This window comes from Streptomyces sp. NPDC006174, from assembly GCF_040614075.1.
In the GTDB taxonomy this organism is placed as follows: Bacteria; Actinomycetota; Actinomycetes; order Streptomycetales; family Streptomycetaceae; genus Streptomyces.
Genome location: NZ_JBEXTJ010000010.1, coordinates 194,078 through 215,753, shown reverse-complemented (window position 1 = coordinate 215,753; position 21,676 = coordinate 194,078). Strand labels below are relative to the sequence as shown.

17 protein-coding genes and 1 pseudogene are annotated in these 21,676 nt (G+C 70.9%); 9 read left to right on the top strand and 9 right to left on the bottom strand.

The window, feature by feature from the left end; translation table 11 throughout:
• Nucleotides 1-42: 42 nt before the first annotated feature.
• Nucleotides 43-2,667 carry an ABC transporter permease/substrate binding protein gene (locus tag ABZ267_RS23605; RefSeq protein WP_356756312.1) on the bottom strand — a complete coding sequence of 875 codons (2,625 nt, stop codon included), beginning with the start codon at nucleotides 2,665-2,667 and terminating at the stop codon, nucleotides 43-45.
• A complete protein-coding gene (locus ABZ267_RS23600) occupies nucleotides 2,660-3,811 on the bottom strand; it encodes a glycine betaine/L-proline ABC transporter ATP-binding protein (RefSeq protein WP_356756310.1) in 1,152 nt (383 codons plus the stop codon). Before ABZ267_RS23600 ends, ABZ267_RS23605 begins: the two co-directional genes overlap by 8 nt.
• A 260-nt stretch (nucleotides 3,812-4,071) precedes the next feature.
• Between ABZ267_RS23600 and ABZ267_RS23595 the strand changes: the two genes are divergently transcribed.
• Both ABZ267_RS23595 and ABZ267_RS23590 read left to right on the top strand, forming a co-directional pair.
• The gene (locus tag ABZ267_RS23595) at nucleotides 4,072-4,980 is read left to right on the top strand and encodes a 5'-3' exonuclease (RefSeq protein ID WP_356756356.1); all 909 of its coding nucleotides are present in this window, start codon (nucleotides 4,072-4,074) and stop codon (nucleotides 4,978-4,980) included.
• Between the two features lie 126 nt (nucleotides 4,981-5,106).
• Nucleotides 5,107-5,958 (top strand): siderophore-interacting protein, encoded by an 852-nt coding sequence (locus ABZ267_RS23590; RefSeq protein ID WP_356756308.1) that lies wholly within the window; start codon nucleotides 5,107-5,109, stop codon nucleotides 5,956-5,958.
• 97 nt (nucleotides 5,959-6,055) lie between these two features.
• Here ABZ267_RS23590 and ABZ267_RS23585 read toward each other — a convergent pair whose 3' ends face one another.
• Nucleotides 6,056-6,715: a MerR family transcriptional regulator gene (locus ABZ267_RS23585; protein ID WP_356756306.1), complete on the bottom strand. Its 660-nt coding sequence runs from the start codon at nucleotides 6,713-6,715 to the stop codon at nucleotides 6,056-6,058.
• A 160-nt stretch (nucleotides 6,716-6,875) separates the two neighbouring features.
• Between ABZ267_RS23585 and ABZ267_RS23580 the strand changes: the two genes are divergently transcribed.
• From ABZ267_RS23580 to ABZ267_RS23560, 5 genes and pseudogenes are all read left to right on the top strand, one after another.
• Complete coding sequence (locus ABZ267_RS23580; protein WP_356756304.1) at nucleotides 6,876-7,802, top strand: hypothetical protein; 927 nt, start codon at nucleotides 6,876-6,878, stop codon at nucleotides 7,800-7,802.
• Nucleotides 7,799-8,260 carry an ABA4-like family protein gene (locus ABZ267_RS23575; RefSeq protein WP_356756302.1) on the top strand — a complete coding sequence of 154 codons (462 nt, stop codon included), beginning with the start codon at nucleotides 7,799-7,801 and terminating at the stop codon, nucleotides 8,258-8,260. The genes ABZ267_RS23580 and ABZ267_RS23575 overlap by 4 nt, the downstream gene beginning before the upstream one ends.
• A 103-nt stretch (nucleotides 8,261-8,363) precedes the next feature.
• A complete protein-coding gene (locus ABZ267_RS23570) occupies nucleotides 8,364-8,972 on the top strand; it encodes a sigma-70 family RNA polymerase sigma factor (protein WP_356756300.1) in 609 nt (202 codons plus the stop codon).
• Complete coding sequence (locus tag ABZ267_RS23565) at nucleotides 8,969-9,721, top strand: anti-sigma factor (RefSeq protein ID WP_356756298.1); 753 nt, start codon at nucleotides 8,969-8,971, stop codon at nucleotides 9,719-9,721. Before ABZ267_RS23570 ends, ABZ267_RS23565 begins: the two co-directional genes overlap by 4 nt.
• A gap of 38 nt (nucleotides 9,722-9,759) precedes the next feature.
• Nucleotides 9,760-11,119, top strand: a pseudogene (locus ABZ267_RS23560) (deoxyribodipyrimidine photo-lyase).
• A 54-nt stretch (nucleotides 11,120-11,173) separates the two neighbouring features.
• On the opposite strand, the gene ABZ267_RS23555 reads toward ABZ267_RS23560, so the two are convergent.
• Genes ABZ267_RS23555 through ABZ267_RS23535 form a run of 5 tightly spaced genes read right to left on the bottom strand, consistent with a single transcriptional unit; the run spans nucleotide 11,174 to nucleotide 16,668 of the window.
• The gene (locus tag ABZ267_RS23555; protein WP_356756296.1) at nucleotides 11,174-11,977 is read right to left on the bottom strand and encodes a DUF1295 domain-containing protein; all 804 of its coding nucleotides are present in this window, start codon (nucleotides 11,975-11,977) and stop codon (nucleotides 11,174-11,176) included.
• On the bottom strand, nucleotides 11,974-13,323 hold the full coding sequence (locus ABZ267_RS23550) for a cyclopropane-fatty-acyl-phospholipid synthase family protein (protein ID WP_356756294.1): 1,350 nt from the start codon (nucleotides 13,321-13,323) through the stop codon (nucleotides 11,974-11,976). Before ABZ267_RS23550 ends, ABZ267_RS23555 begins: the two co-directional genes overlap by 4 nt.
• Complete coding sequence (locus ABZ267_RS23545) at nucleotides 13,320-14,672, bottom strand: cyclopropane-fatty-acyl-phospholipid synthase family protein (RefSeq protein WP_356756292.1); 1,353 nt, start codon at nucleotides 14,670-14,672, stop codon at nucleotides 13,320-13,322. Before ABZ267_RS23545 ends, ABZ267_RS23550 begins: the two co-directional genes overlap by 4 nt.
• Complete coding sequence (locus ABZ267_RS23540) at nucleotides 14,669-15,400, bottom strand: DUF1365 domain-containing protein (protein WP_356756290.1); 732 nt, start codon at nucleotides 15,398-15,400, stop codon at nucleotides 14,669-14,671. Before ABZ267_RS23540 ends, ABZ267_RS23545 begins: the two co-directional genes overlap by 4 nt.
• A complete protein-coding gene (locus ABZ267_RS23535) occupies nucleotides 15,394-16,668 on the bottom strand; it encodes an FAD-dependent oxidoreductase (protein WP_356756288.1) in 1,275 nt (424 codons plus the stop codon). Before ABZ267_RS23535 ends, ABZ267_RS23540 begins: the two co-directional genes overlap by 7 nt.
• A 673-nt stretch (nucleotides 16,669-17,341) precedes the next feature.
• Here ABZ267_RS23535 and ABZ267_RS23530 point away from each other — a divergent pair.
• Nucleotides 17,342-17,989: a fasciclin domain-containing protein gene (locus ABZ267_RS23530; protein WP_356756286.1), complete on the top strand. Its 648-nt coding sequence runs from the start codon at nucleotides 17,342-17,344 to the stop codon at nucleotides 17,987-17,989.
• A 180-nt stretch (nucleotides 17,990-18,169) separates the two neighbouring features.
• Nucleotides 18,170-18,619 (top strand): SPW repeat protein, encoded by a 450-nt coding sequence (locus tag ABZ267_RS23525; protein WP_356756284.1) that lies wholly within the window; start codon nucleotides 18,170-18,172, stop codon nucleotides 18,617-18,619.
• 175 nt (nucleotides 18,620-18,794) lie between these two features.
• Here ABZ267_RS23525 and ABZ267_RS23520 read toward each other — a convergent pair whose 3' ends face one another.
• A complete protein-coding gene (locus ABZ267_RS23520; protein WP_356756282.1) occupies nucleotides 18,795-21,632 on the bottom strand; it encodes a DEAD/DEAH box helicase in 2,838 nt (945 codons plus the stop codon).
• Between the last annotated feature and the right edge of the window lie 44 nt (nucleotides 21,633-21,676).

The following is a 21,676-nucleotide window of genomic DNA, read 5'->3' as shown; positions in this document are numbered from 1 at the left end:
CGGCACCCACCCCTTCACCTGCGCTTTTCTTGCTCCGGACCCCTACTGAGGCGCCATGGTGTCCGCGATGCCCGGATTTTCGCCCATCCATGCCTTCACGGCTTCCTCCTCATGGCCCGCGCCGCGCTTCTGGATCTCGTTCTCCAGGCCGCCGAGCTGCTTCTCGCTCAGCTCGAAGTCCTTGAACCACTTGGTCAGCTGCGGGTACTGCTTCGGGAACTCCTTGGAGGCGATGGTGTGCAGCCGGTCGCCGTCACCGAACGCCTTCTTCGGGTCCTTGAGCTTGGTCATGCCGTACTCGTTGTACGCCCAGTGCGGGGTCCAGAGGAGGACGGCGACCGGCTCCTTCCTGGCGTACGCGCGCTTCAGCTCGGCGAGCATGCCGGGCGTGGAGGAGTCGACGACCTTGTACTCCTTGTCCAGGCCGTACTGCGGCAGGACGTTCGTCTTGAGGTTCTCCATGGTGGCGGTCCCGGGCTCGATGCCGACGATCCGGCCCTTGAAGTCGCCGCCCTTGCCCTTGAGGTCGTCGAGCGTCTTGACGTCCTTGACGTAGTCGGGAACGGCGACCTCGATGGAGGTCGGTCCGTACCAGGAGCCGAGGTTGCTCAGCTTGTCGCCGTACTTGTCCCAGTAATTCTTCTGGGTGTACGGCAGCCAGCCGTCGAACTGCACGTCGATCTGGCCGCGCGACATGGCGGCGTACATCGGGCCGACCTCGAACTGCTTGAGGTTGATCTTGTAGCCGCGCTCCTCCAGGACCGCCTTCCACAGGTACGTGGCGGCGATGTCCTCCTCCCACGGGAACCAGGCGACCTCGACCGGGCGCTTGCGCTCGTCGTCTCCGCCGGCCGCCTGGGCGTCCTTCGGTGCGGGCGACCACGTGTCGGCGACGCCCGGGTTGTCCTTCAGCCAGGTGCGGACGGCGTCCTGCTCCTTGCCGGAGCCGGCCTTCTGGATCTCGGCCTCAAGGCTGGTGAGCTGCTTCTCGCTCATCTTGAAGTCCTTGAGCCACTTGGCGACCGTGGGGTTCTCCTCGGTGAAGCCCTTGCGCGCCAGAGTGTGGATGCCGTCACCTTTGCCCCAGAGGCCCTTGGGGTCCTTGAGCTTGGTGAGGTCGAAGTCGTTGTACGCCCAGTGCGGCGACCAGAGCGGAACGACGATCGGTTCCTTCTTGGCGTACGCGCGCTTCAGCTCGGCCAGCATGGACGGCGTGGAGCCGTCGATGAGCTTGTACTCCTTGTCCAGGCCGTAGCCCGGCAGCAGCTTGTCCTTGAGCAGGCCCATCTCACCGGCGCTCGGCTCGATGCCGACGATCCGGCCCTTGAACTCGGAGGCCCGTCCCTTCAGGTCCTCCATGGACCGGATGTCCTTCATGTACGCCGGGACCGCGAGCTCCAGCGAGGTCGGCGCGTACCAGGGGCCCATGTCCTCAAGGCGGTCCTGGTACTTCTCCCAGTAGCTGGCGTGGGTGGTCGGGAGCCAGGAGTCGGTCTGGAAGTCGATCTGGCCGTTGGCCATACCGGTGTAGAGCGAACCGGCCTCGTACTGCTTGACGTCGACCTCGTAGCCGCGCTGCTCCAGCATCTCCTTCCAGAGGAAGGTGGAGGCGATGCCCTCGTCCCACGGGATGTAGCCGATGGAGATCTTCTTGCCGTCGCCGACCTGCGCGTCCGCGCCGGAGGCGGTGTTCTTGGCCGAGCCGCCGAAGATGCCCATGCCGCCCGCGACGAGCGCGAGGGCCACGATGCCGGCGACCGCGACGACGGGCTGCGGGCGGTAGGCCCAGATCTTCCAGCCCTCGACCGACGCCTGCGCCTTGGCGGCGGCGCGGCGGCCGAGCGGGGAGACCTCGCGGCCGAGCGCGCCGGTCATCCGGTCCAGGTACATGGCGAGGATGACGATCGAGATGCCCGCCTCGAAGCCGAGGCCGACGTCGATGTTGCCGATGGCGCGGTAGACGGAGCCACCGAGGCCGCCGCCGCCGACCATGCCCGCGATGACGACCATGGACAGGCCCAGCATGATGACCTGGTTGATGCCCGCCATGATCGTGGGCAGCGCGAGCGGCAGCTGGATGCGGAGCAGGGTGTTGCGCGAGGTGGTGCCGAAGGCCTCGGCCGCCTCGACGAGTTCGCCGTCGACCTGGCGGATGCCGAGCTCGGTCATCCGGACGCCCGGAGGCAGCGCGAAGATGATGGTGGCGATGATGCCGGGGACCACGCCGACGCCGAAGAAGATGACACCGGGGATCAGGTAGACCATGGCGGGCATGGTCTGCATGAAGTCCAGGACCGGCCGGACCACCGCGCTGACGGTCTTGGACCGGGAGGCCCAGATGCCGAGCGGTACGGCGATCAGCAGCGTGACCAGGGTCGCGACGAGCACCAGGGTGAGGGTGTCCATCGCCTCGGCCCACAGCTCGACGGAGTCGATGAGGGCGAAGCCGGCGAAGGCCAGGAGCCCGGCCGGCAGACCGCGCAGCCACCAGGCGATGATCGCGACGATGCCGGCGAAGAGGAGCGGGTGCGGTGCGGAGAGGACGGCGGCTATGCCGTCGAACATGGAGCTGACGAGGGAGCTGATGGCGTCGAAGAGCCAGGCGAGGTGGTTCTGGAGCCAGTCGACGGCGGAGTCGACCCATGCGCCGAGAGGGAGCCTAAACACCGGCCACCTTCTTCACGGCATCGTTGTCGGAGAGCGTCCGGTCCGGTGCCACGGAGTCCTTGAGGGCCTCGGTGGGCGTCATCGGGTCGCCGAGGACGGCGAGCAGCCGGGAGCTGGGGACGACGCCGACGAGCTTGCCTTTGGCGTCGGTGACGGCCACCGGGTCCGCGCTCTGCGAGCACGGGGTGAACAGCTCGATGATCGGCGTGGACTCCGTGACCGTGGCGGGGGCCGCGGCGAGGACGTCCTGCGGGGTGCGCAGCTCCGTGCCGTCGGTCGCGGTGGAGCCCATGACGGTGTGCGGTTCGGCCATGATGGCGCCCGCGGTGAGGACCCGGGAGCGGTCGACGTCCTGGGTGAAGGAGGCGACGTAGTCGTTGGCCGGCGTGACGAGGATGTCCTCGGCGGTGCCGAGCTGGACGATCCTGCCGTCGCGCATCACAGCGATCCGGTCGCCGAGGCGCATGGCCTCGTTGAGGTCGTGGGTGATGAAGACGATGGTCTTCTTCAGCCGCTTCTGGAGCTCCAGGAGCTGGTCCTGCATGTCGCGCCGGATCAGCGGGTCGAGCGCGCTGAAGGACTCGTCCATGAGGAGCAGGTCGGCGTCGGTGGCCAGGGCGCGGGCGAGGCCGACGCGCTGCTGCATACCGCCGGAGAGCTCATCGGGCCAGGAGTTCTCCCAGCCGGCGAGGCCGGTCAGCTCCAGCGCCTCGGTGGCACGCCTGATCCGCTCGGAACGAGGTACACCCTGGACCTCAAGGCCGTACGCCGCGTTGTCCAGGACGCTCCGGTGGGGGAAGAGCGCGAAGTGCTGGAAGACCATGCTGATCTTGGAGGAGCGCACACGGCGCAGCTCGCGGGGACTCAGGGCGGTGAGGTCCTGGTCGTCGAAGAGCACGCGTCCGGCGGTGGGTTCGAGCAGCCCGTTGAGCATCCGGAGCAGCGTGGACTTGCCCGAGCCGGACAGGCCCATCACGACGAAGATCTGGCCCGGCTCCACCGTGAAGGAGGCGTCGATCACCGCTGCGGTCGTTCCGTCGGCGCGGAGTTCGTCGCGGTCCGCGCCGCCCTCCAGCTTCCGGACGGCTTCATCGGGTCGTCGGCCGAACACTTTGTACAAGTTCTCGGCTTGCAGCCTGGACACATACACCTCACGGGTTGAACTGAAAAACGGTCTGCCACCCCCGCCGGCAGACCGTGGAGCGGTGCGGTTTCGGCCCGCATGGCACATGCATTAGTTGAAAATGCGACGTGGTTCGCTCCGGTGGCGCGCCTGCCCGTACTTACACAGACCAAACGGAAGTGTGTTCCAGGTCATGACAGGAGTACCCGTCAGTGACCGGGAGCCATCGGCGGCGACTGTCAGTGGCGTGGGGCATCATCGGTTCCGTGACGCGACGCCTGATGCTCCTCGACACCGCTTCTCTCTACTTCCGCGCCTATTTCGGCGTCCCCGACTCGGTGCGCGCACCGGACGGGACCCCGGTCAACGCCGCGCGCGGACTCCTCGACTTCATCGCCCGCCTGGTACAGGACCACCGGCCGGACGAGCTGGTCGCCTGCTGGGACAACGACTGGCGCCCGCAGTGGCGGGTGGACCTGATCCCGACGTACAAGGCGCACCGGGTCGCCGAGGAGACGCCCGCCGGGCAGACCGACGAGGAGGAGATCCCGGACACGCTCTCACCGCAGGTCCCGATCATCGAGGACGTGCTGGCCGCGCTCGGCATCGCCCGGATCGGCGTCACGCCGTACGAGGCGGACGACGTGATCGGTACGCTCACCGCCCGCGCGAGCGGCCCGGTGGACATCGTGACCGGCGACCGCGACCTCTATCAGCTGGTCGACGACGCCCGGCAGGTGCGGGTGCTCTATCCGCTCAAGGGCGTCGGCACGCTCCAGCTGACCGACGAGGCATGGCTCCGCGAGAAGTACGGGGTGGACGGGCCGGGCTATGTGGACCTGGCCCTGCTGCGCGGCGACCCGAGCGACGGCCTCCCGGGCGTGCCCGGCATCGGCGAGAAGACGGCGGCCAAGCTGCTGGACGCGTACGGAGATCTGGCCGGAATCATGGCCGCGGTGGACGACCCGAAGGCGAAGCTCACGCCCTCGCAGCGCAAGCGGCTGGACGAGGCGCGGGACTATGTGGCGGTCGCGCCGAAGGTCGTGCGGGTGGCCCAGGACGTGCCGCTGCCCGACTTCGACCCGGCGCTGCCGCGCGAGCCGCGCGACCCGGCCGCGCTGGAAGCGCTTGCCGAGCAGTGGGGGCTGGGCGGAGCGCTTCAGCGGCTCCTCACCACGCTCCAGGCCTGAGGTGTTAACTTAGGCATACCTAAGTTATCGGGGCCGGAGGTGTCCGGCCCCGAGCGCCGATACGTACGCTGAGCGCATCCGTCCACCGACGAGCGCGCCCGTACGTCACAACCCAGGGAGTACCTCGTGGCAGAGCGGCCGGCCCGGCAAGGACCCAAGGCCCAGGGGGCGCAGGTCGTGCGCACCGAGCAGATCACTCCGCACATGGTGCGCGTGGTCCTCGGCGGCGAGGGGCTCGCCGCCTTCTCCCTGGACGGCTTCACCGACCACTACATCAAGCTGTGCTTCGCGCCGGAGGGCGCCGACTACGCGCACCCGTTCGACATCGCCGCCATCCGTGAGAGCCACCCGCGCGAGCTGTGGCCCACCACGCGTACGTACACGATCCGCTCGTGGGACCCGGTCGCCCGGGAGATGGCCGTCGACTTCGTCGTCCACGGCGACGAGGGCCTCGCGGGCCCGTGGGCGCAGCGCGCCCAGGTCGGCGAGCAGGTCACCTTCCTCGGCCCCGGCGGCGGTTACGGACCGCAGGCCTCGGCCGGCTGGCACCTCCTGGCCGGCGACGAGAGCGCGCTGCCGGCCATCGCCGCCTCGCTGGAGCAGATGCCGGCCGGCGCCTTGGTGCACGCCTTCGTCGAGGTGCCGGACGCCTCCGAGGAGCAGAAGATCGTGACGCCCGACGGCGTGGAGGTCACCTGGCTGCATCGCGGCGACCGGCCCGTCGGCGAGCTGCTGACCGCCGCCGTGAAGGGTCTGGACTTCCCCGAGGGCGAGGTGCAGGCGTTCGTGCACGGCGAGGCGGCCTTCGTGAAGGAGATCCGCCGCTATCTGCGGGTGGAGCGGCAGATCCCGCTCGCCCAGCTGTCGATCTCCGGCTACTGGCGCCTCGGCCAGAACGACGACGCCTGGCGCGCGGTCAAGCGCGAGTGGAACGAGCAGGTGGAGCGCGAGCAGGAGGGTCCGGCAGCGGCCGCGTGAAGCCTTCCGTCAAAACCGCACCGGACCCCGTCCGCCGTCCTCGGCGGGCGGGGTCCGCGCGTGTCCGCGGGGCTGCCCCACCGGTCGCGGTACGACGTCAGGCGTCCGGAGGAGCACCTCCGCCGGCCACCCGCGACTCGTAGCGCTGGACCGAGACGTCCTCATGGGCGAGCCTGCGCAGCGCGCCGAACATGGCCTCGCCCAGCACCGTCCCGACGACGACGCTCTCCACCAGCTCCTCGCGGGCCACCCGGCGCTGGACGTAGTCGAGGTCGGCGCGGGCGACTGACTCGGCCGCGTCGGCGTAGACCTCCAGCAGGTCGACCACGCCGCCGTGCCCGACCCGTCGCAGCGCCGCGATCACCCCGGCCAGCGACTCGGCGGCCGTCGTCCCCTCGCTGACCTGCCAGCCGCGCCGCCCGAGCAGCTCGGCCACATCGTCCCGGGCCCGCTCAAGCTCCGGACCACTCTCGCCCTCCTCCAGCGGCGCGACCCCGTTCGCCGCCGCGCCGAGCACCTTGATCACCGGCTGCGCCGGGTCGTCCGCGGCCTCCAGGACCTCGCCGATGGACGCCAGCGAGAGGCCACCCACCTCCAACAGGACCCGGATCAGGCGCAGGCGACGCTCATGGCCGGGGCCGTAAGCCGCCTGGTTGGGGCTGGTCAGCTCTCCCGGCGGCAGGAGCCGTTCCCGTACGTAGTACTTGATCGTCGGCACCGGCACCCCGGACCTGCGACTCAATTCACCGATGCGCACCGCGTGTTCGCCTTTCCGCCCTTGCCAGATCAGAGCGCCATCATAGATAGTTCCCCTACTGGATAGCGGCAAGTGCCACTATCCATATAGCCATTCCAGGGGGTCTCTCATGCCGTCATGGCGTTCCTGGCATCGTCCGTTAGTCGTCTTCTCCGCCGTGATGGCAATCGGAGCCGTCCTGTCCGCCGTGGGCCTCGTGGTCGACGACCGGGTCCTGGTGGACTCTCCGATCTGGGCGAAGCCGTTCAAGTTCTACCTGTCCTTCACCATCTACGGCCTGACCCTGGCCTGGATGCTCGCGCAGTCGACCTGGGGGCGCAGGACCGGCTGGTGGGCGGGGAACGTGGTCGTCCTCACGAGCCTCGTCGAGATGGCGATCATCACCGGGCAGGTCATCCGCGGGAAGCGGAGCCACTTCAACGGCGAGACACCGTTCGACCAGGCCCTGTTCACGGTGATGGGGATCACGATCATCGTGCTGTGGGCGGCCACCCTGGTGATCGGTCTCCTGCTGCTGCGCACCCGGTTCGCGGACCGGGCGACCGCCTGGGCGATCCGTGGCGGTGTCGTGATCGCGCTGGCGGGTGCGGGGATCGGCTTCCTGATGACGCTGCCCGGCGCGGAGCAGCGGGCCGGCGGCACGCAAAGTGCCGACGTGACCGGAGCCCACTCCGTCGGCGTGCCGGACGGCGGCCCTTCGATGCCGCTGACCGGCTGGTCCACGACCGGCGGCGATCTGCGGATTCCGCACTTCGTGGGCATGCACGCGCTCCAGCTGATCCCACTCTTCCTGATCGCTCTGGTGCTGCTCGCGCCCCGGATCGCCCGGCTGAGCGATGCCGCGCTGCGGCTGCGTCTGGTGCGGGTGGTGACGGCGGGTCACGCGGGCCTGGTCGCGCTGACCACCTGGCAGGCGCTCCGAGGTCAGCCCTTGATCCGCCCGGACGCGGCGACGCTCATCGCCGCCGGCGTCCTTCTGGTGGCGGTGGCCGCCGGGACAGGGGCGGCACTACGGCCGCCGCCCGCGCCCACCCCCGTACAGCAGGAATCCGCACCGTCCTCCCGCAGCAAGGAGTTCACCGCATGACCGGCGCCGGCACCTTCTTCGACCTCACGTTCATCCTGGCCGTCCCGTTCTGGCTGCTGATGATCTTCGCTCCGACCTGGTCCGTCACCACCCGGATCGTCTCGTCACCGCTGACCGCCGTGCCGGTCGCCGTGCTGTACGCCGTCCTCATCGCGCCGGTCTTCCCGGAGGTCTGGGCGACGGTGACCGGGCCCGACCTCACCGGCTTCCAGGAGCTGATGACGCTGCCGAACGGCGCCGCGGCCGTCTGGGCCCATGTGATCGCGTGGGACCTGCTGGTCGGCCAGTGGATGTTCCTCCAGAGCCGGAGGCTCGGGTTCTCCCCCTGGCTGACGGGCCCGCTGCTGGTCCTCGCGATCCTGCTCTCGCCGCTCGCGCTGCTGGTCTTCCTCGGGCTGCGGGCCGTCCGGCGGCCGGCGGACCGGAAGGCGGCTCGGCCGGTCGCGTCGCGCGGCTGAAACGCGCCGCTGCGTCGCGCGGCCGGACGGGACAGGTTCTGGAAAGATCGCGGGCACTGGACCAATCCGCACGGCCGTCGGCTCCGAACCATTCCCGGAAGCGATGACGTCCCGGGAGGAAACCCGCGTGAACCAAGCCGTACAGATGAGCGGGGTGCCCTCGCCGGAGCCTGACCTGCAGGAACTCATGGTGCTGGTCGCGCGCGGGGACCAGGACGCGTTCGCCAGGGTGTACGAAGCGGTCTCCGGGCCCGTGCTCGGCCTCGTACGCAGTGTGCTCCGCGACCCGGCCCAGTCGGAGGAGGTCGCGCAGGAGGTGCTGGTCGAGGTGTGGCGTACCGCGCCACGCTTCCAGGCCTCCCGGGGCAGCGCCATGAACTGGGTGCTGACCCTGGCCCACCACCGGGCCGTCGACCGGGTCCGCTCGGCCGAGGCGTCGGCGGCGCGGGAGCATAAGGCGGCGCTCCTGGACCGGACGCCCGCCTTCGACGTGGTCTCCGAGCAGGTGGAGACCCGGCTGGAAAGAGAGCAGGTACGCCGCTGTCTGCGGACCCTGTCCGAACTCCAGCGGCAGTCCGTCACCCTGGCCTACTACCGGGGCCTGACCTACCGTGAGGTGGCGGAACTCCTCACCGTGCCGCTGGGCACCATCAAGACACGACTCCGCGACGGCCTGATCCGGCTGCGCGACTGCCTGGGGGTGAGCGCATGAGCACGGCCGAACTGCACACGCTGACCGGGGCCTATGCCCTGCATGCGCTGCCGGAGGACGAGCGCCGCGAGTTCGAGCGGCATCTCGGCGACTGCGAGGCCTGCACCCAGGAGGTGCGGGAGCTGTCGGCCACGGCCGCCCGGCTCGGGCTCGCCGTCGCCGAGTCCCCGCCGCGCGAGCTGCGCGAGAGGGTGCTGCGGGAGATCACGACCGTACGGCAGGAGGCGCCGTCGCACGGCAGACCGGGACGTACGAGCGGCAGTGGCCGCACCGGCCGCTGGTCCGGCTACGCGCTGGCCGCCTGCATCGCGGCGGCGGCCGCCTTCGGCGGAGTGGCCGTGTGGCAGAACCAGGTGGCGCAGGACGCCCGCCAGGAGGCGAACCAGGCCACGCGGCAGAGCGAGCAGCTGGCCGAGGTGCTCTCCGCGCCCGACGCGAAGACCACGTCGAGCGATCTGGGCGGCGGCGCACGCGCCACCGTCGTCGTCTCGCAGGACCGGAACCGGGCGGTGATCCTGGCCTCCGGGATGGAGCGGCCGCCGAGCGGCAAGGTCTACCAGCTCTGGTTCAACGACGAGGGCACCATGCGCTCGGCCGGTCTGATGGACCCTTCGGCGAGCGATGACGCGGTGCTGCTGGACGGGCCCGTGGACCGGGCGACAGGCATGGGCATCACGGTCGAACCGGCGGGCGGATCGGCCGAACCGACCTCCGACCCGGTGGCTCTGATGGACTTCCCGGCCGCCTGACCGCTCACCTACCCCTGTCTGCAAGGAGCATGCGTTCCATGAACGTCGCGGTGGTGCTGTTCACCTCCGATCTGCGTCTGCACGACAACCCGGTACTGCGTTCCGCTCTGCGGGACGCGGACCGGGTCGTCCCGCTCTTCGTCCGGGACGACGCCGTCCACCGGGCCGGGTTCGACGCGCCCAACAAGCTCGCCTTCCTCGCGGACTGCCTGGCGGACCTGGACGCCGGGCTGCGGAAGCGGGGCGGCCGGCTCGTCGTCCGTACCGGCTCGGTGGCGAAGGAGGTGCGCCGGCTGGTCGAGGAGACCGGGGCCGGAGCGGTGCACACGGCCGCCGGAGTGAGCGGGTACGCGGCACGGCGTGAGGAGCAGCTGCGTACCGCCCTGGCGGACAGCGGCTGTGAGCTGCGCATCCATGACGCGGTGGTCACCGCGCTCGCTCCGGGCCGGGTGGTCCCGACGGGCAAGGACCACTTCGCGGTGTTCACCCCGTACTTCCGCCGTTGGGAGGCGGCGGGGGTACGGGGTACGGGGCACACTGACGGCGCCCCGCACGGTCCGGCTGCCGGACGGCGAGCTCTCCTCCGACGACCTGCCGGCCCGCGACAAGGTCAAGGACCTCTCGCCCGGTCTCGCGGACGGCGGCGAACAGGCGGGCCGCAAGCTGGTGGCGTCCTGGCTGAGCGGCGACCTGGCCGACTACGCCGACGGCCACGACGACCTCGCCGGCGACGCCACCTCCCGGCTCTCGCCGCACCTCCACTTCGGTACGGTCTCCGCCGCCGAGCTGGTCACCCGAGCCCGGGAGAAGGGCGGTCCGGGCGGCGAGGCGTTCGTCCGGCAGCTGGCCTGGCGCGACTTCCACCACCAGGTGCTGGCGGCCCGCCACGGCGCCTCCTGGTCCGACTACCGGCCGCGCCAGGACCGCTGGCGCTCGGACGAGGACGAGATCACCGCCTGGAAGACCGGGCGCACCGGCTATCCGGTGGTGGACGCGGCGATGCGGCAGCTGGCGCACGAGGGATGGATGCACAACCGGGGCCGGCTGCTGGCCGCGAGCTTCCTCACCAAGACGCTGTACGTGGACTGGCGCGTCGGCGCACGGCACTTCCTGGAGCTGCTGGTGGACGGCGACATCGCCAACAACCAGCTCAACTGGCAGTGGGTCGCCGGAACCGGCACCGACACCCGGCCCAACCGGGTCCTCAACCCGTTGACCCAGGCCAAGCGCTACGACCCGCACGGCGATTACGTACGCCGGTGGGTGCCGGAGCTGGCGGAGGTGAAGGGGGCCGCCGTCCACGAGCCGTGGAAGGTGGACGGGCTGGACTATCCGGAGCCGGTGGTCGATCTGGGCGAGGCGCGGGCGCGGTTCGAGAAGGCGCGCGGCCTGGACTGAGGACCGGTCTGCCGTCGGGGCCCGTACACACCTCGTGCACGGCCCCGGCACGTTTCAGCCGCGCTTGGGCGGTCGCGGGAAGAAGGCGCTGGTGCGGGCCTGGTACTCGGCGTATCCGGGACGGTCGGCCATATGGCGCTCCAGCAGCGCCGCACCGCTCCCCTTGGTCAGCAGGAAGCTCATCACCAGCGGGGCGACGACGGTCGCGGCGGCGGCGCCGGGCGCCTGGCAGACGAAGAGGAACAGGCCCCACCAGACGCAGAAATCGCCGAAGTAGTTCGGGTGCCGGGTCCACGACCACAGCCCTCGGTCCATGATCTTCCCCTTGTTGGCGGGGTCGGCCTTGAACCGGGCCAGCTGATGGTCGCCGACCGCCTCGAAGACCAGCCCGACCGCCCACAGGAGCGCTCCCGTCCAGGCCCACCACACCAGAGGCCCGGTCAGGTAGTGCGCGGCCTGCACCGGCAGCGAGACCAGCCACACCAACGCGCCCTGGAGGAGGTAGACCTTGCGCAGCGCGTAGAGCTGCGGGTTGCCGGGGGCCTTGGCGAGCATCTTCTCGTAGCGCGGGTCCTCGCCGTGGCCGCGTCCGCGCCGCCCGATGTGGACGGCGAGCCGCAGCCCCCAGACCACGGTCAGCACGGTCACGACCAGCCGTCGCGTGTCATCGCCGTCACCGGCCGAGAGGCCGTACGAGACAAGGGCGACGGCGGCGAAGCCGACGCCCCAGGCCACGTCGACGATGCGGTGGACGCCCATCTTCAGCGCGATGGCGAAAGTGACCAGCATGACGGCGAGGGCGGCGCCGGCCGCGCCCGCGAGCCCGCTCGCGAACGCGGACCAGTCGAAGCCGCTCACCGGTCCGCTCCGTTCCACTCACGCCGGGTGGCGGGCATCGCGGCCTTTCCCGCCCGGTCCGGACGTACGCACAGGATCTGGTCGACGCCCATGCGCCGCTCCTCGAACGCGAGCGCGCCGCCGACGAGGTAGAGCCGCCAGACGCGCGCGGTCTCCTCTCCCACCAGGTCCACGAACTCCGGCCACCGCTCCTCCAGCGTCCGCCGCCAGGCGTCCACCGTCAGGACGTAGTGCTCGCGCAGCGCTTCGACGTCCCGCACTTCGAGCCCGGAGCCTTCCAGCAGCCCGACGGTCTCGCCGACCGGCCGCATGTGCATGTCCGGAGCGATGTACGACTCGATGAACGCGCCGCCGCCCGGCGCGTTGGCGCCGCGCGACATCTGCTGGACCAGCACCCGGCCCCGCGGCCGCAGCGAGTCGTGCAGGATCCGGGTGAAGGCCGGGTACTCGGCGTCGCCGACGTGCTCGCCCATCTCGACCGTGGAGACGGCGTCGTACGCGCCCCGGGTCTCCGGCCGCTCCGCGATGTCGCGGTAGTCGATGTTGAGGACCTCCACCAGCTCCTCCAGACCTCGTTCCGCCACCTGCCCGCGTACGTAAGCGGCCTGTTCGGCGGCGAGCGTGACGGCGGTGACCCGGACACCGTGGTGCTGGGCCGCGTGCAGGGTCAGCGAGCCCCAGCCGCAGCCGATGTCCAGCAGGCGGGCGCCCGGGCGCAGTCCGAGCTTGCGGCAGATCAGCTCGAGCTTGTCGCGCTGCGCGTCGGCCGGGCCGTAACCGGATGCGTCGCTGGTCCAGTAGCCGCAGGAGTACGCCATGGTCTCGTCGAGGAGCAGCGCGTAGAAGGCGTTGGACAGGTCGTAGTGGTGGCTGATCGCCGCCCGGTCCCGGGCCTTGCTGTGCAGCGCTCCGCGCAGCCCGGCCCGGGCGGCCGGAACCGGCGGCCGTGGCCCGACGGCGCCGAGGCGCACCGCGGTGCCCGCCGCTCTGAGGCGGTCGGCGAGTCCGGGCGCGGGCGGGGTGAGGCCGCGTTCGCTCACCGCGCGGCGCATGGTGCGCAGCCCGTCGGCGAGGTCGTCGTCGAGGTCGATCTCGCCGGTGATGTACGCCTCGGCCAGGCCGAGTTCGCCCGGCTCCCAGAGCAGGCGGCGCAGCGCGCGCCGGGAGCGTACATGGACCGTGGGGGCGTCCTCGGGTCCGGCCTCGCTGCCGTCCCACATCCGCACGCGGACCGGCAGCCCGCCGCCGAGCAGCCGCTCGGCCAGAGGTTCGAGGCGCTGGGCGGCGCCGGTGGTGGTGCGGCGGACGGCCGGCTTCGCGGGCGGCCGGTCGGCGGTGGTGGTCACGAGGTCTCCTGGTGGGTCGGTTCACGGGTCAGGAGCAGTTGCTGCACATCGAGATAACCGGAGCGGAAGCCCGCCTCCGAGTAGGCCAGGTAGAAGGTCCACATACGGCGGAAGACGGCGTCGAAGCCGAGGGCGTCGACCTCGGCGGAGCGCTCGGTGAACCGTTCGCGCCACAGGCGCAGTGTCTCCGCGTAGTGCGCGCCGAAACCGGTGCGCCGCACGGTCCGCAGCCGGGTGTGCCCGGTGGTGATCCGCTCGATCGCCTCGGTGGAGGGCAGCAGTCCGCCCGGAAAGATGTACTTGTGGATCCAGGTGTACGTGGAGCGGCTGGCGCGCAGCCGGTCGTCCGGCATGGTGATGGCCTGGAGCGCGACCCGGCCGCCGGGCGCGAGCAGCCGGTCCAGGGTCTCGAAGTAGACCGGCCAGAACTCCTCGCCGACCGCCTCGATCATCTCGACGCTGACGATGGCGTCGTACTCGCCGGTGACCTGGCGGTAGTCGCGGAGCCGGACCTCGGCCCGGTCCTCGAACCCGGCCGCGCGGATGCGCGCACGGGCCAGTTCGCGCTGCTCCTCGGAGAGCGTGACGGAGACGACCCGCGCGCCACGGGCGGCCGCGCGGAGCGTTAGTTCGCCCCAGCCGGTGCCGATCTCCAGGAGCCGGGTCCCCTCGCCGACGCCGGCGGCGTCCAGCAGGAGGTCGATCTTGCGGTGCTGGGCTGCGGGCAGCAGCGCGTGCTCTGCGGGGAAGCCGAGGAAGACGGCGGAGGAGTAGGAGAGCGTCTCGTCCAGGAAGAGGGCGAAGAGGTCGTTGGAGAGGTCGTAGTGGTGGCTGATGTTGTCCCGCGAGCCCTCGGGCGTGTTGAGCTGCGCCTCGGGCTTGCGCAGCGCCCAGAGGGAGCGCAGCCGTTGCAGCGGTGCCGGGACGAGTTCGGCCGCGTTGTCCGCGAGGACGGTGAGGACGGCGACGAGGTCGGGCGCGTCCCACTCGCCGGCCATGTAGGACTCGCCGAAGCCGATGAGCCCGTTCGCGCCGATCCGTCCGAAGAAGGCGTCGGGGTCGCGGATGTCCATCAGCGGTCCGCCGAGACCGATGTCCTCCACGCCCGCGAGCCGGGCGCGCAGGGGGAGCTTCACGAGCGCGCGTCGGACGATGCGTTCCGCGACGGCGGTCCGGGCACGGGAGGCGCGGGGCCGCGTGACGATGTCGGGCCAGCGCTCGGGGTCGGCGGCGGTGGGCTGCTGGTCCGCCCGGCCGGCCGGTCCGTGGTCGTGGGCCCTCTGCGCGGGGACGGGTGCTGCCGGGTCGGGGGTCCGGTCTGCCGGCAGCTGTTGGGTGGGCGCGGTCACTGCATGCCTTCCTGTGGGCGGTGGTGCGGGCGGGGCTGCACGGGGAGGCCGCGCAGATAGAGCCGGATGCCGTGCAGCCGGATGGCGAGGGAGACGGCGACGGTGGAGAGCGGGTGGCGCAGCGCGAGGCGGGCCAGCGCCTTCGGTGTGGCCCGGCGGCGGGTGCCTCGTACGGTCGCGGTGAACGGACGCCCGCCTTCGCGCTCCAGATGGACGGTCAGGTCCAGTCGCTCACCGGGTTCCGGCAGCCGCATCCGGTAGCCGCCGTCGACGGCGAAGAACGGCGAGACGTAGAACTCCTTGCCGACCGTGGCCCGGTGCTCGCCGTCCGGGTGCAGCAGATAGCCGTGGCGTTCGCCGTACGTGTTGTGCACCTCGGCCACGACACAGAGCGGCGAGCCGTCGGCGCGGCGGCACCAGTAGACCGTGAGCGGGTTGAAGACGTGGCCGAGGACGCGGGCCTGCGTGAGCATGGTGACGGTGGAGTCGGCGAGGTCCACACCACGGGCTTCGAGAAACCGGCTCAGCCCGGCCCGGATGGTGGGAGCGGTGCCGCCGAAGTGGTCACGAGCCTCGAACCGCGCCAGCGGCCGCAGGACGCGCGGCAGCCGTGGCGGGTCGTCCGGGTCGATGAGCCACAGGTAGGTCCGGTGCCGCAGCGCGTACGTGCTGGGCTTGGTCCGTACGTGCGTGATGGTGCACGGAAACAGAGCGGCCCCGTTCACCACGCCACCCCCAGCGCCGCGGCGGCCTCGACCCCCGAGCGGCAGCCGTCCTCGTGGAAGCCCCAGCCGTGGTACGCCCCGGCGAAGGCGGTGACGGGCCCGGAGAGAGCGGGCAGCCGGGCCTGCGCGGAGACGGACTCGGGCGTGTAGACGGGGTGTTCGTAAACCATGCGGGCGCGTACGGAATCGGGATCGACCCGGTCGGAGCCGTTCAGCGTGACGACGAAGGTCTCGGGCGCGTCGAGCCGCTGGAGCCGGTTCATGTCGTAGCTGACGGTGACCCGGTCGGCGTCGGCGGCGCAGGAGGGCATCAGGTAGTTCCAGGAGGCCCTGGCGCCTCGGCCGCGCGGCAGCAGCGTGGTGTCGGTGTGCAGGAGCGTGGGGTTGCGCGAGTGGGTGAAGGCGCCGAGCGTGGTGCGTTCGGCGTCGGTCGGGTCGGCCAGCAGCCGGAGCGCCTGGTCGGGATGGGTGGCGATGACGACGGCGTCGTACGGAGTGGTGGTGCCGTCCTCGGTGGTGAGCTCGACGCCGTCCGCGTGGCGGGTGATGGCGCGGACCGGGGTGGCGGTGTGGACGGCGGTGAGCTGTTTGACGACGCGTTCGACGTACGCGCGCGAGCCGCCGGTGACGGTCCGCCAGACGGGCGAGTCGCCGATGGTGAGCATGCCGTGGTGGGCCAGGAACGCGAAGAGGTAGCGCGCCGGGTAGCGCAGCGCGGTGACCGGATCGCAGGACCAGACGGCGGAGACCATGGGCGTGAGGAAGTGCGCACGGAAGTACGGCGAGAAGCGGCCGCGCCGGGCGAACTCGCCGAGCGTCATGTCGGTGGCCGGGCTCTCCGGCAGTTCCAGCAGCGCGCGGGCGGCGCGGTGGAAGCGGGTCACCTCGACGAGCATCCGCAGATACGGGCCTCGCACCGCCGAACGCGGCTGGGCGAAGAGGCCGACGGGACCGCGGGCACCTGCGTACTCCAGGCCGCATCCTTCACACCGTACGGACATCGACATCTCGGACTCCTGGGTGGCGACGCCCAGTTCGTCGAAGAGGCGCAGGAGGTGCGGGTAGGTCCGCCGGTTGTGCACGATGAAGCCCGAGTCGACGCGGTGCACCCGGCCGTCGGACGCGCCCAGCTCGTGCGTGTGCGCGTGGCCGCCGACGCGGTCGTCCGCCTCGTACAGCGTGACGTCGTGTGCCTCGCGCAGAACATGAGCGGCGGTCAGTCCCGCCACCCCGCTCCCCACCACGGCTGTCCGCCGCCGCTCCCGTGCCATTCCGGTCTCCCTCCGGCCCTGCCTGCTGCGCTGTTCGGAGCAGTACGGAGACGCTCCTCGGCAGTCCATTCGTCGCAGGTGGCCGGAAGGATTGGTCGATGATCGGAAGTACCTCGAACGAGTGAATGCCGGCTTCGGACCAATCCGCCGGGAGCCTCGCGCCGAATGCCTTATGTGAGAGCAGATCGGAACACCTCGCGGACGGACGGGGCCCTCGGGTCCCGGCGGTCCCGCCCGGCGCGCGCCACGTGCGCCGCGCCCGGCGGCCGCGCCACCGGGCCCGGTGCCCGGTGCGCCGCCCCTTCGCCCGCCGCGCCCCACGTGCACCGGCCGGCGCCGGTCACCGCGGCGGGCGAAGGGGACCGGCGAACCGTCCCGTCGACGGTTCCGGTCTGCGGTGCGGTCGGCGGCGGCAGCGCCGTACGGACGGCCGGGGAGCCGTTCGTGCGGTGCGCCGCCACCGGTCGGGGAGGCCGGGCCGGCCGCAGGAGCGAGGCGGCTCCTGGTCGGACGGCCGGTTCCGGCGCCGGGTCCGTCTCCCGCGGCTGGGAGACGGACCACGGAACGCCGGAGGCCGCCCCGCACCGCCAAGCACCTCCGCCTCTCCCCCTCCCCCACACCTGAGCACCGCCTCTCTCCCCGCTCAGCACCTTCGATCTCCAGGAGACACACCATGAACACCCTTCACTTCCGCCGCACCGCCGTCGCCGTGGCCACCGCCGCCGTACTGCCGCTGGCCCTGACCGCCTGCTCCTCGGGCGACTCCTCCAAGGACTCCGCTTCGGGCTCGACGCCCAGCGCGGCCGCGTCGACGAGCGCCTCGGCGGACGACTCCATGAACATGGACAAGCCGTTCGGTCCGGGCTGTGCGTCGGTGCCGCAGGACGGCGCGGGCTCGTTCGACGGCATGGCGAAGGACCCGGTCGCGACGGCCGCCTCGAACAACCCGGAGCTGTCGACGCTGGTGGCCGCCGTGAAGCAGGCCGGCCTGGTCGACACGCTGAACAGCGCCGAGAACATCACGGTCTTCGCTCCGTCCAACGACGCGTTCGCCAAGATCCCGAAGGCCGACCTGGACGCGCTGCTGGCCAACAAGGCCGAGCTCACCAAGGTCCTCACCTACCACGTGGTGGGCCAGAAGCTGACGCCGCAGCAGCTGGAGAACGGCTCCTTCGACACGCTGGAGAAGAGCAAGCTGACGACGGCCGGCTCGGGCATGGAGTACACCGTGAACGACGCTTCGAAGGTCGTCTGCGGCAACGTCCCGACCGCCAACGCGACGGTGTACATCGTCGACTCGGTCCTGATGCCGCCGAAGTAACCGCAGGGGTATGAGGCAGGGCGGTGGGCCGCGGGAAATCGCGGCCCACCGCCTTTCCGCTGCGCAGGACACCGCCAGGACTACACATAAGGGGCAGATAAGAGCAGAATGGGCATGTAGGTACCCTTCGCCCACTCCGCACGGCGTCGGGGCCCGCAGGACCGAAGGAGACGAAATCTCATGAGCAACGTCTCGGATGCCAGGAGTGATCTCAGGGGTGACATATCCGGCCACCCCGACGCCTCCGAAATGCGCGCGCGGTACGACAGGATGATGGGCGGCCGCGATGTGGCCCTGGTGGACGCGCCGGTGTTCCTCGTCGGCCTCTACTGCGCCGTCTCGCCGTGGGTGCTTCACTTCACGGCCAGTCAGCCCGCCCTGGTGACGCACAACCTCATGATGGGTATCGCGATCGCCGTCCTGGCCCTCGGCTTCACCGCGATGCCCGAGCGGATGTACGGCCTGAGCTGGGCGATGTGCGCGATCGGTGCGTGGATCATCGTGTCGACCTGGGTGGTCGGAAGCAGCCCGGACGCCGGAGTGGTCATCAACAACATCATCGTCGGCGGCCTGACGGTGCTGCTGGGCGCGGTCTGCGCCGGAGCGGCGATGAAGAGCCGCAGCACGTGACCCCATTGGCCTCGCTCGCCGGCCCCGCTCACCCTCATCCCGTCCGCGCCGCTTTTCAGCCCTTCCGGCGTTCGAGGAGCGGGGTCCGGGGCGGAGCCCTGGTTTGGGGAAGGGGCGGGTAGGGGAACAGGCCCGCCGCAGGCGCCCCCACCGCCCCGCACCCGCCCCGCCCCCGTCAGCCGACAGAGCTGTAAGCCACAACCCCCCGCAACACCGCGTCAACCGCCTTCCGAGCATTACGAGCCACAGAACTCGCCCCCGCGCTCCCCTCCCGAGGAGCCGCCGCGGCTACTTGCCCCAGCACGTCGATCACCTGCTTGCACCACCGTACGAAGTCCCCCGCCGGCATCTCCGCCTCGCGCAGCACCTCGTCCAGCGTGCGCCCGGAGGCCCACATGTAGACCGCCCAGGCGAAGCCGAGATCGGGCTCGCGCTGCCCGACCCCTTCCGTCTGGTTGATCTTGAAGTCCTCCTCCAGCGCGTCCAGCCGCCCCCAGATCCGCACCATCTCGCCCATGGCGGTCTTCGCGGGCCCGGCCGGCAGCTTCGGCGCGACCGCGTCATCGGCCTGGCGTGCCTCATACACGAGCGCCGAGACACACGCGGCCAGCTCAGCGGGGCTGAGCCCTTCCCAGACCCCGTCCCGCAGACACTCACTGGCGAGCAGGTCCAGCTCTCCGTACAGCCGGGCCAGCCGCCGGCCGTTCTCCGTGACCTCGTTGCCGCGGAGGTAGTCCATCTCGGTCAGGAGCGCGACGATCCGGTCGAAGGTCCGGGCGATCGTGTTCGTCCGGCCTTCGATCCGCTGCTCCAGCTGCCGCGTGTCCCGCTGCAGCCGGTGGTAGCGCTCGGCCCACCGCGCGTGGTCCTCGCGCTCGTCGCACCCGTGGCACGGGTGGGCGCGCAGCTCGGTCCGCAGCCGGTGGATCTCGCGGTCGTCGGCGGGCGCCCGGCCCTTGCGGTGCCGGTCCGGCACGATGTGCCCGGCCTTCGTCCGCAGCGCGGAGGCCAGATCGCGCCGGGACTGCGGCGAGCGCGGGTTGAACGACTTCGGGACGCGCATCCGGTCCAGCGCTTCCACCGGCACCGGGAAGTCCATCGAGGCCAGCCGCTTGACCTGCCGTTCGGCGGTCAGCACCAGCGGCCTCGGCCCGTCGTGGTGGTCGAACCCGCGGTGCCCGTTGGCCCGCCCGGCGGGCAGCCCCGGATCCAGCACCAGCGCGAGACCCGCGAACTTGCCCGTCGGCACCTGGATGACATCGCCCGGCTTCAGCTTCTCCAGCGAGGAGGCCGCAGCCGCCCGCCGCTGCGCCGCACCCTGCTTGGCGAGCTCCGTCTCCCGGTCCTTGAGGTCGCGGCGCAACCGCGCGTACTCCTCGAAGTCACCGAGGTGGCAGGTCATGCCTTCCTTGTAGCCCTCCAGCCCCTCCTCGTTGCGCTGCACCTGCCGCGAGATCCCGACGACGGACTTGTCCGCCTGGAACTGGGCGAACGAGGTCTCCAACAGCTCCCGCGACCGGTGCCGTCCGAACTGCTGCACCAGGTTGACCGCCATGTTGTACGACGGGCGGAAGCTGGAGCGCAGCGGATACGTACGCGTACCCGCGAGGCCGGCCAGCGCCGTCGGGTCCATGCCGCGCTGCCACAGGACCACCGCGTGGCCCTCGACGTCGATGCCACGGCGTCCGGCGCGGCCGGTGAGCTGCGTGTACTCGCCGGGCGTGATGTCGGCGTGCTGCTCACCGTTCCACTTGACGAGCTTCTCCAGCACCACCGAGCGCGCGGGCATGTTGATGCCGAGCGCCAGGGTCTCGGTGGCGAAGACGGCCTTCACCAGTCCTCGTACGAACAGCTCCTCGACGACCTCCTTGAAGGTCGGCAGCATGCCCGCGTGGTGCGCGGCGATGCCTCGCTCAAGACCTTCGAGCCATTCGTAGTACCCGAGGACATGAAGATCCTCGCCGGGGATGGAGGCGGTCCGCTCCTCGACGATCTCGCGCACCAGCCGGCGCTTGTCCTCGTCGTTGAGCCGGAGACCGGCGTACATGCACTGCTGTACGGCCGCCTCGCAGCCGGCCCGGCTGAAGATGAAGGTGATCGCGGGCAGCAGGCCCTCGTTGTCCAGCCGCTCGATGACCTCCGGCCGGCCGGGCGTCCAGATCCGGCCGCGCTGGCGCCGCTCACGCTCGCGGTCGGCCTCCCGGATCATCTTGCCGCGGCGGCGGTCGCGGGGGTTGTACCCCTGCTGGTTCTCCTGACGGGCGAGGCGGACCAGGTCCGGGTTGACCTCACGGCGTCCGGCGCCGCGGCCGCCGTGGTCGGTGGCCTCCTCGAAGAGGTCGTACATCTTCCGTCCGGCCATGACGTGCTGCCAGAGCGGCACCGGCCGGTGCTCGGAGACGATCACCTCGGTGGAGCCGCGCACGGTGTCCAGCCAGTCGCCGAACTCCTCCGCGTTGGAGACGGTCGCCGACAGCGAGACCAGCGTCACCGACTCCGGGAGGTGGATGATCACTTCCTCCCACACCGCGCCCCTGAAGCGGTCGGAGAGGTAGTGCACCTCGTCCATGACGACGTAACCGAGGCCGGAGAGCGACTGCGAGCCCGCGTACAGCATGTTCCGCAGGACCTCGGTGGTCATCACGACCACCGGCGCATCGGAGTTGACGCTGTTGTCGCCGGTCAGGAGGCCGACCTTGTCCGCGCCGTACCGCTTGGCCAGATCGGCGTACTTCTGGTTGGAGAGCGCCTTGATCGGCGTGGTGTAGAAGCATTTGCGGCCCTGCTCCAGGGCCAGGTGCACGGCGAACTCGCCGACGATCGTCTTGCCGGACCCCGTCGGGGCCGCGACCAGCACCCCCTTGCCCGCCTCAAGGGCCTGGCAGGCCTCGATCTGGAACGGGTCCAGCCCGAACTCGTACATCTCCCGGAAGGGCCCGAGGGCCGTCGCCATCTCGGCCGCACGGGCGCGGGCTGCCTGGTATCGCTCAGCTGGTGAGAGGTCCTCTGTCATCTTGGCTACGAGCCTACCCGTCACCTCCGACAGTCAGCCCGATC

Coding starts and splice junctions, on each gene's coding strand:
- ABZ267_RS23565 (WP_356756298.1), top strand. CDS start 8,969: ATGAGCACGGCCGAACTGCACACGCTGACCGGGGCCTATGCCCTGCAT.
- ABZ267_RS23530 (WP_356756286.1), top strand. CDS start 17,342: ATGAACACCCTTCACTTCCGCCGCACCGCCGTCGCCGTGGCCACCGCC.
- ABZ267_RS23570 (WP_356756300.1), top strand. CDS start 8,364: ATGACGTCCCGGGAGGAAACCCGCGTGAACCAAGCCGTACAGATGAGC.
- ABZ267_RS23535 (WP_356756288.1), bottom strand. CDS start 16,668: ATGGCACGGGAGCGGCGGCGGACAGCCGTGGTGGGGAGCGGGGTGGCG.
- ABZ267_RS23575 (WP_356756302.1), top strand. CDS start 7,799: ATGACCGGCGCCGGCACCTTCTTCGACCTCACGTTCATCCTGGCCGTC.
- ABZ267_RS23580 (WP_356756304.1), top strand. CDS start 6,876: ATGGCAATCGGAGCCGTCCTGTCCGCCGTGGGCCTCGTGGTCGACGAC.
- ABZ267_RS23525 (WP_356756284.1), top strand. CDS start 18,170: ATGAGCAACGTCTCGGATGCCAGGAGTGATCTCAGGGGTGACATATCC.
- ABZ267_RS23595 (WP_356756356.1), top strand. CDS start 4,072: ATGCTCCTCGACACCGCTTCTCTCTACTTCCGCGCCTATTTCGGCGTC.
- ABZ267_RS23520 (WP_356756282.1), bottom strand. CDS start 21,632: ATGACAGAGGACCTCTCACCAGCTGAGCGATACCAGGCAGCCCGCGCC.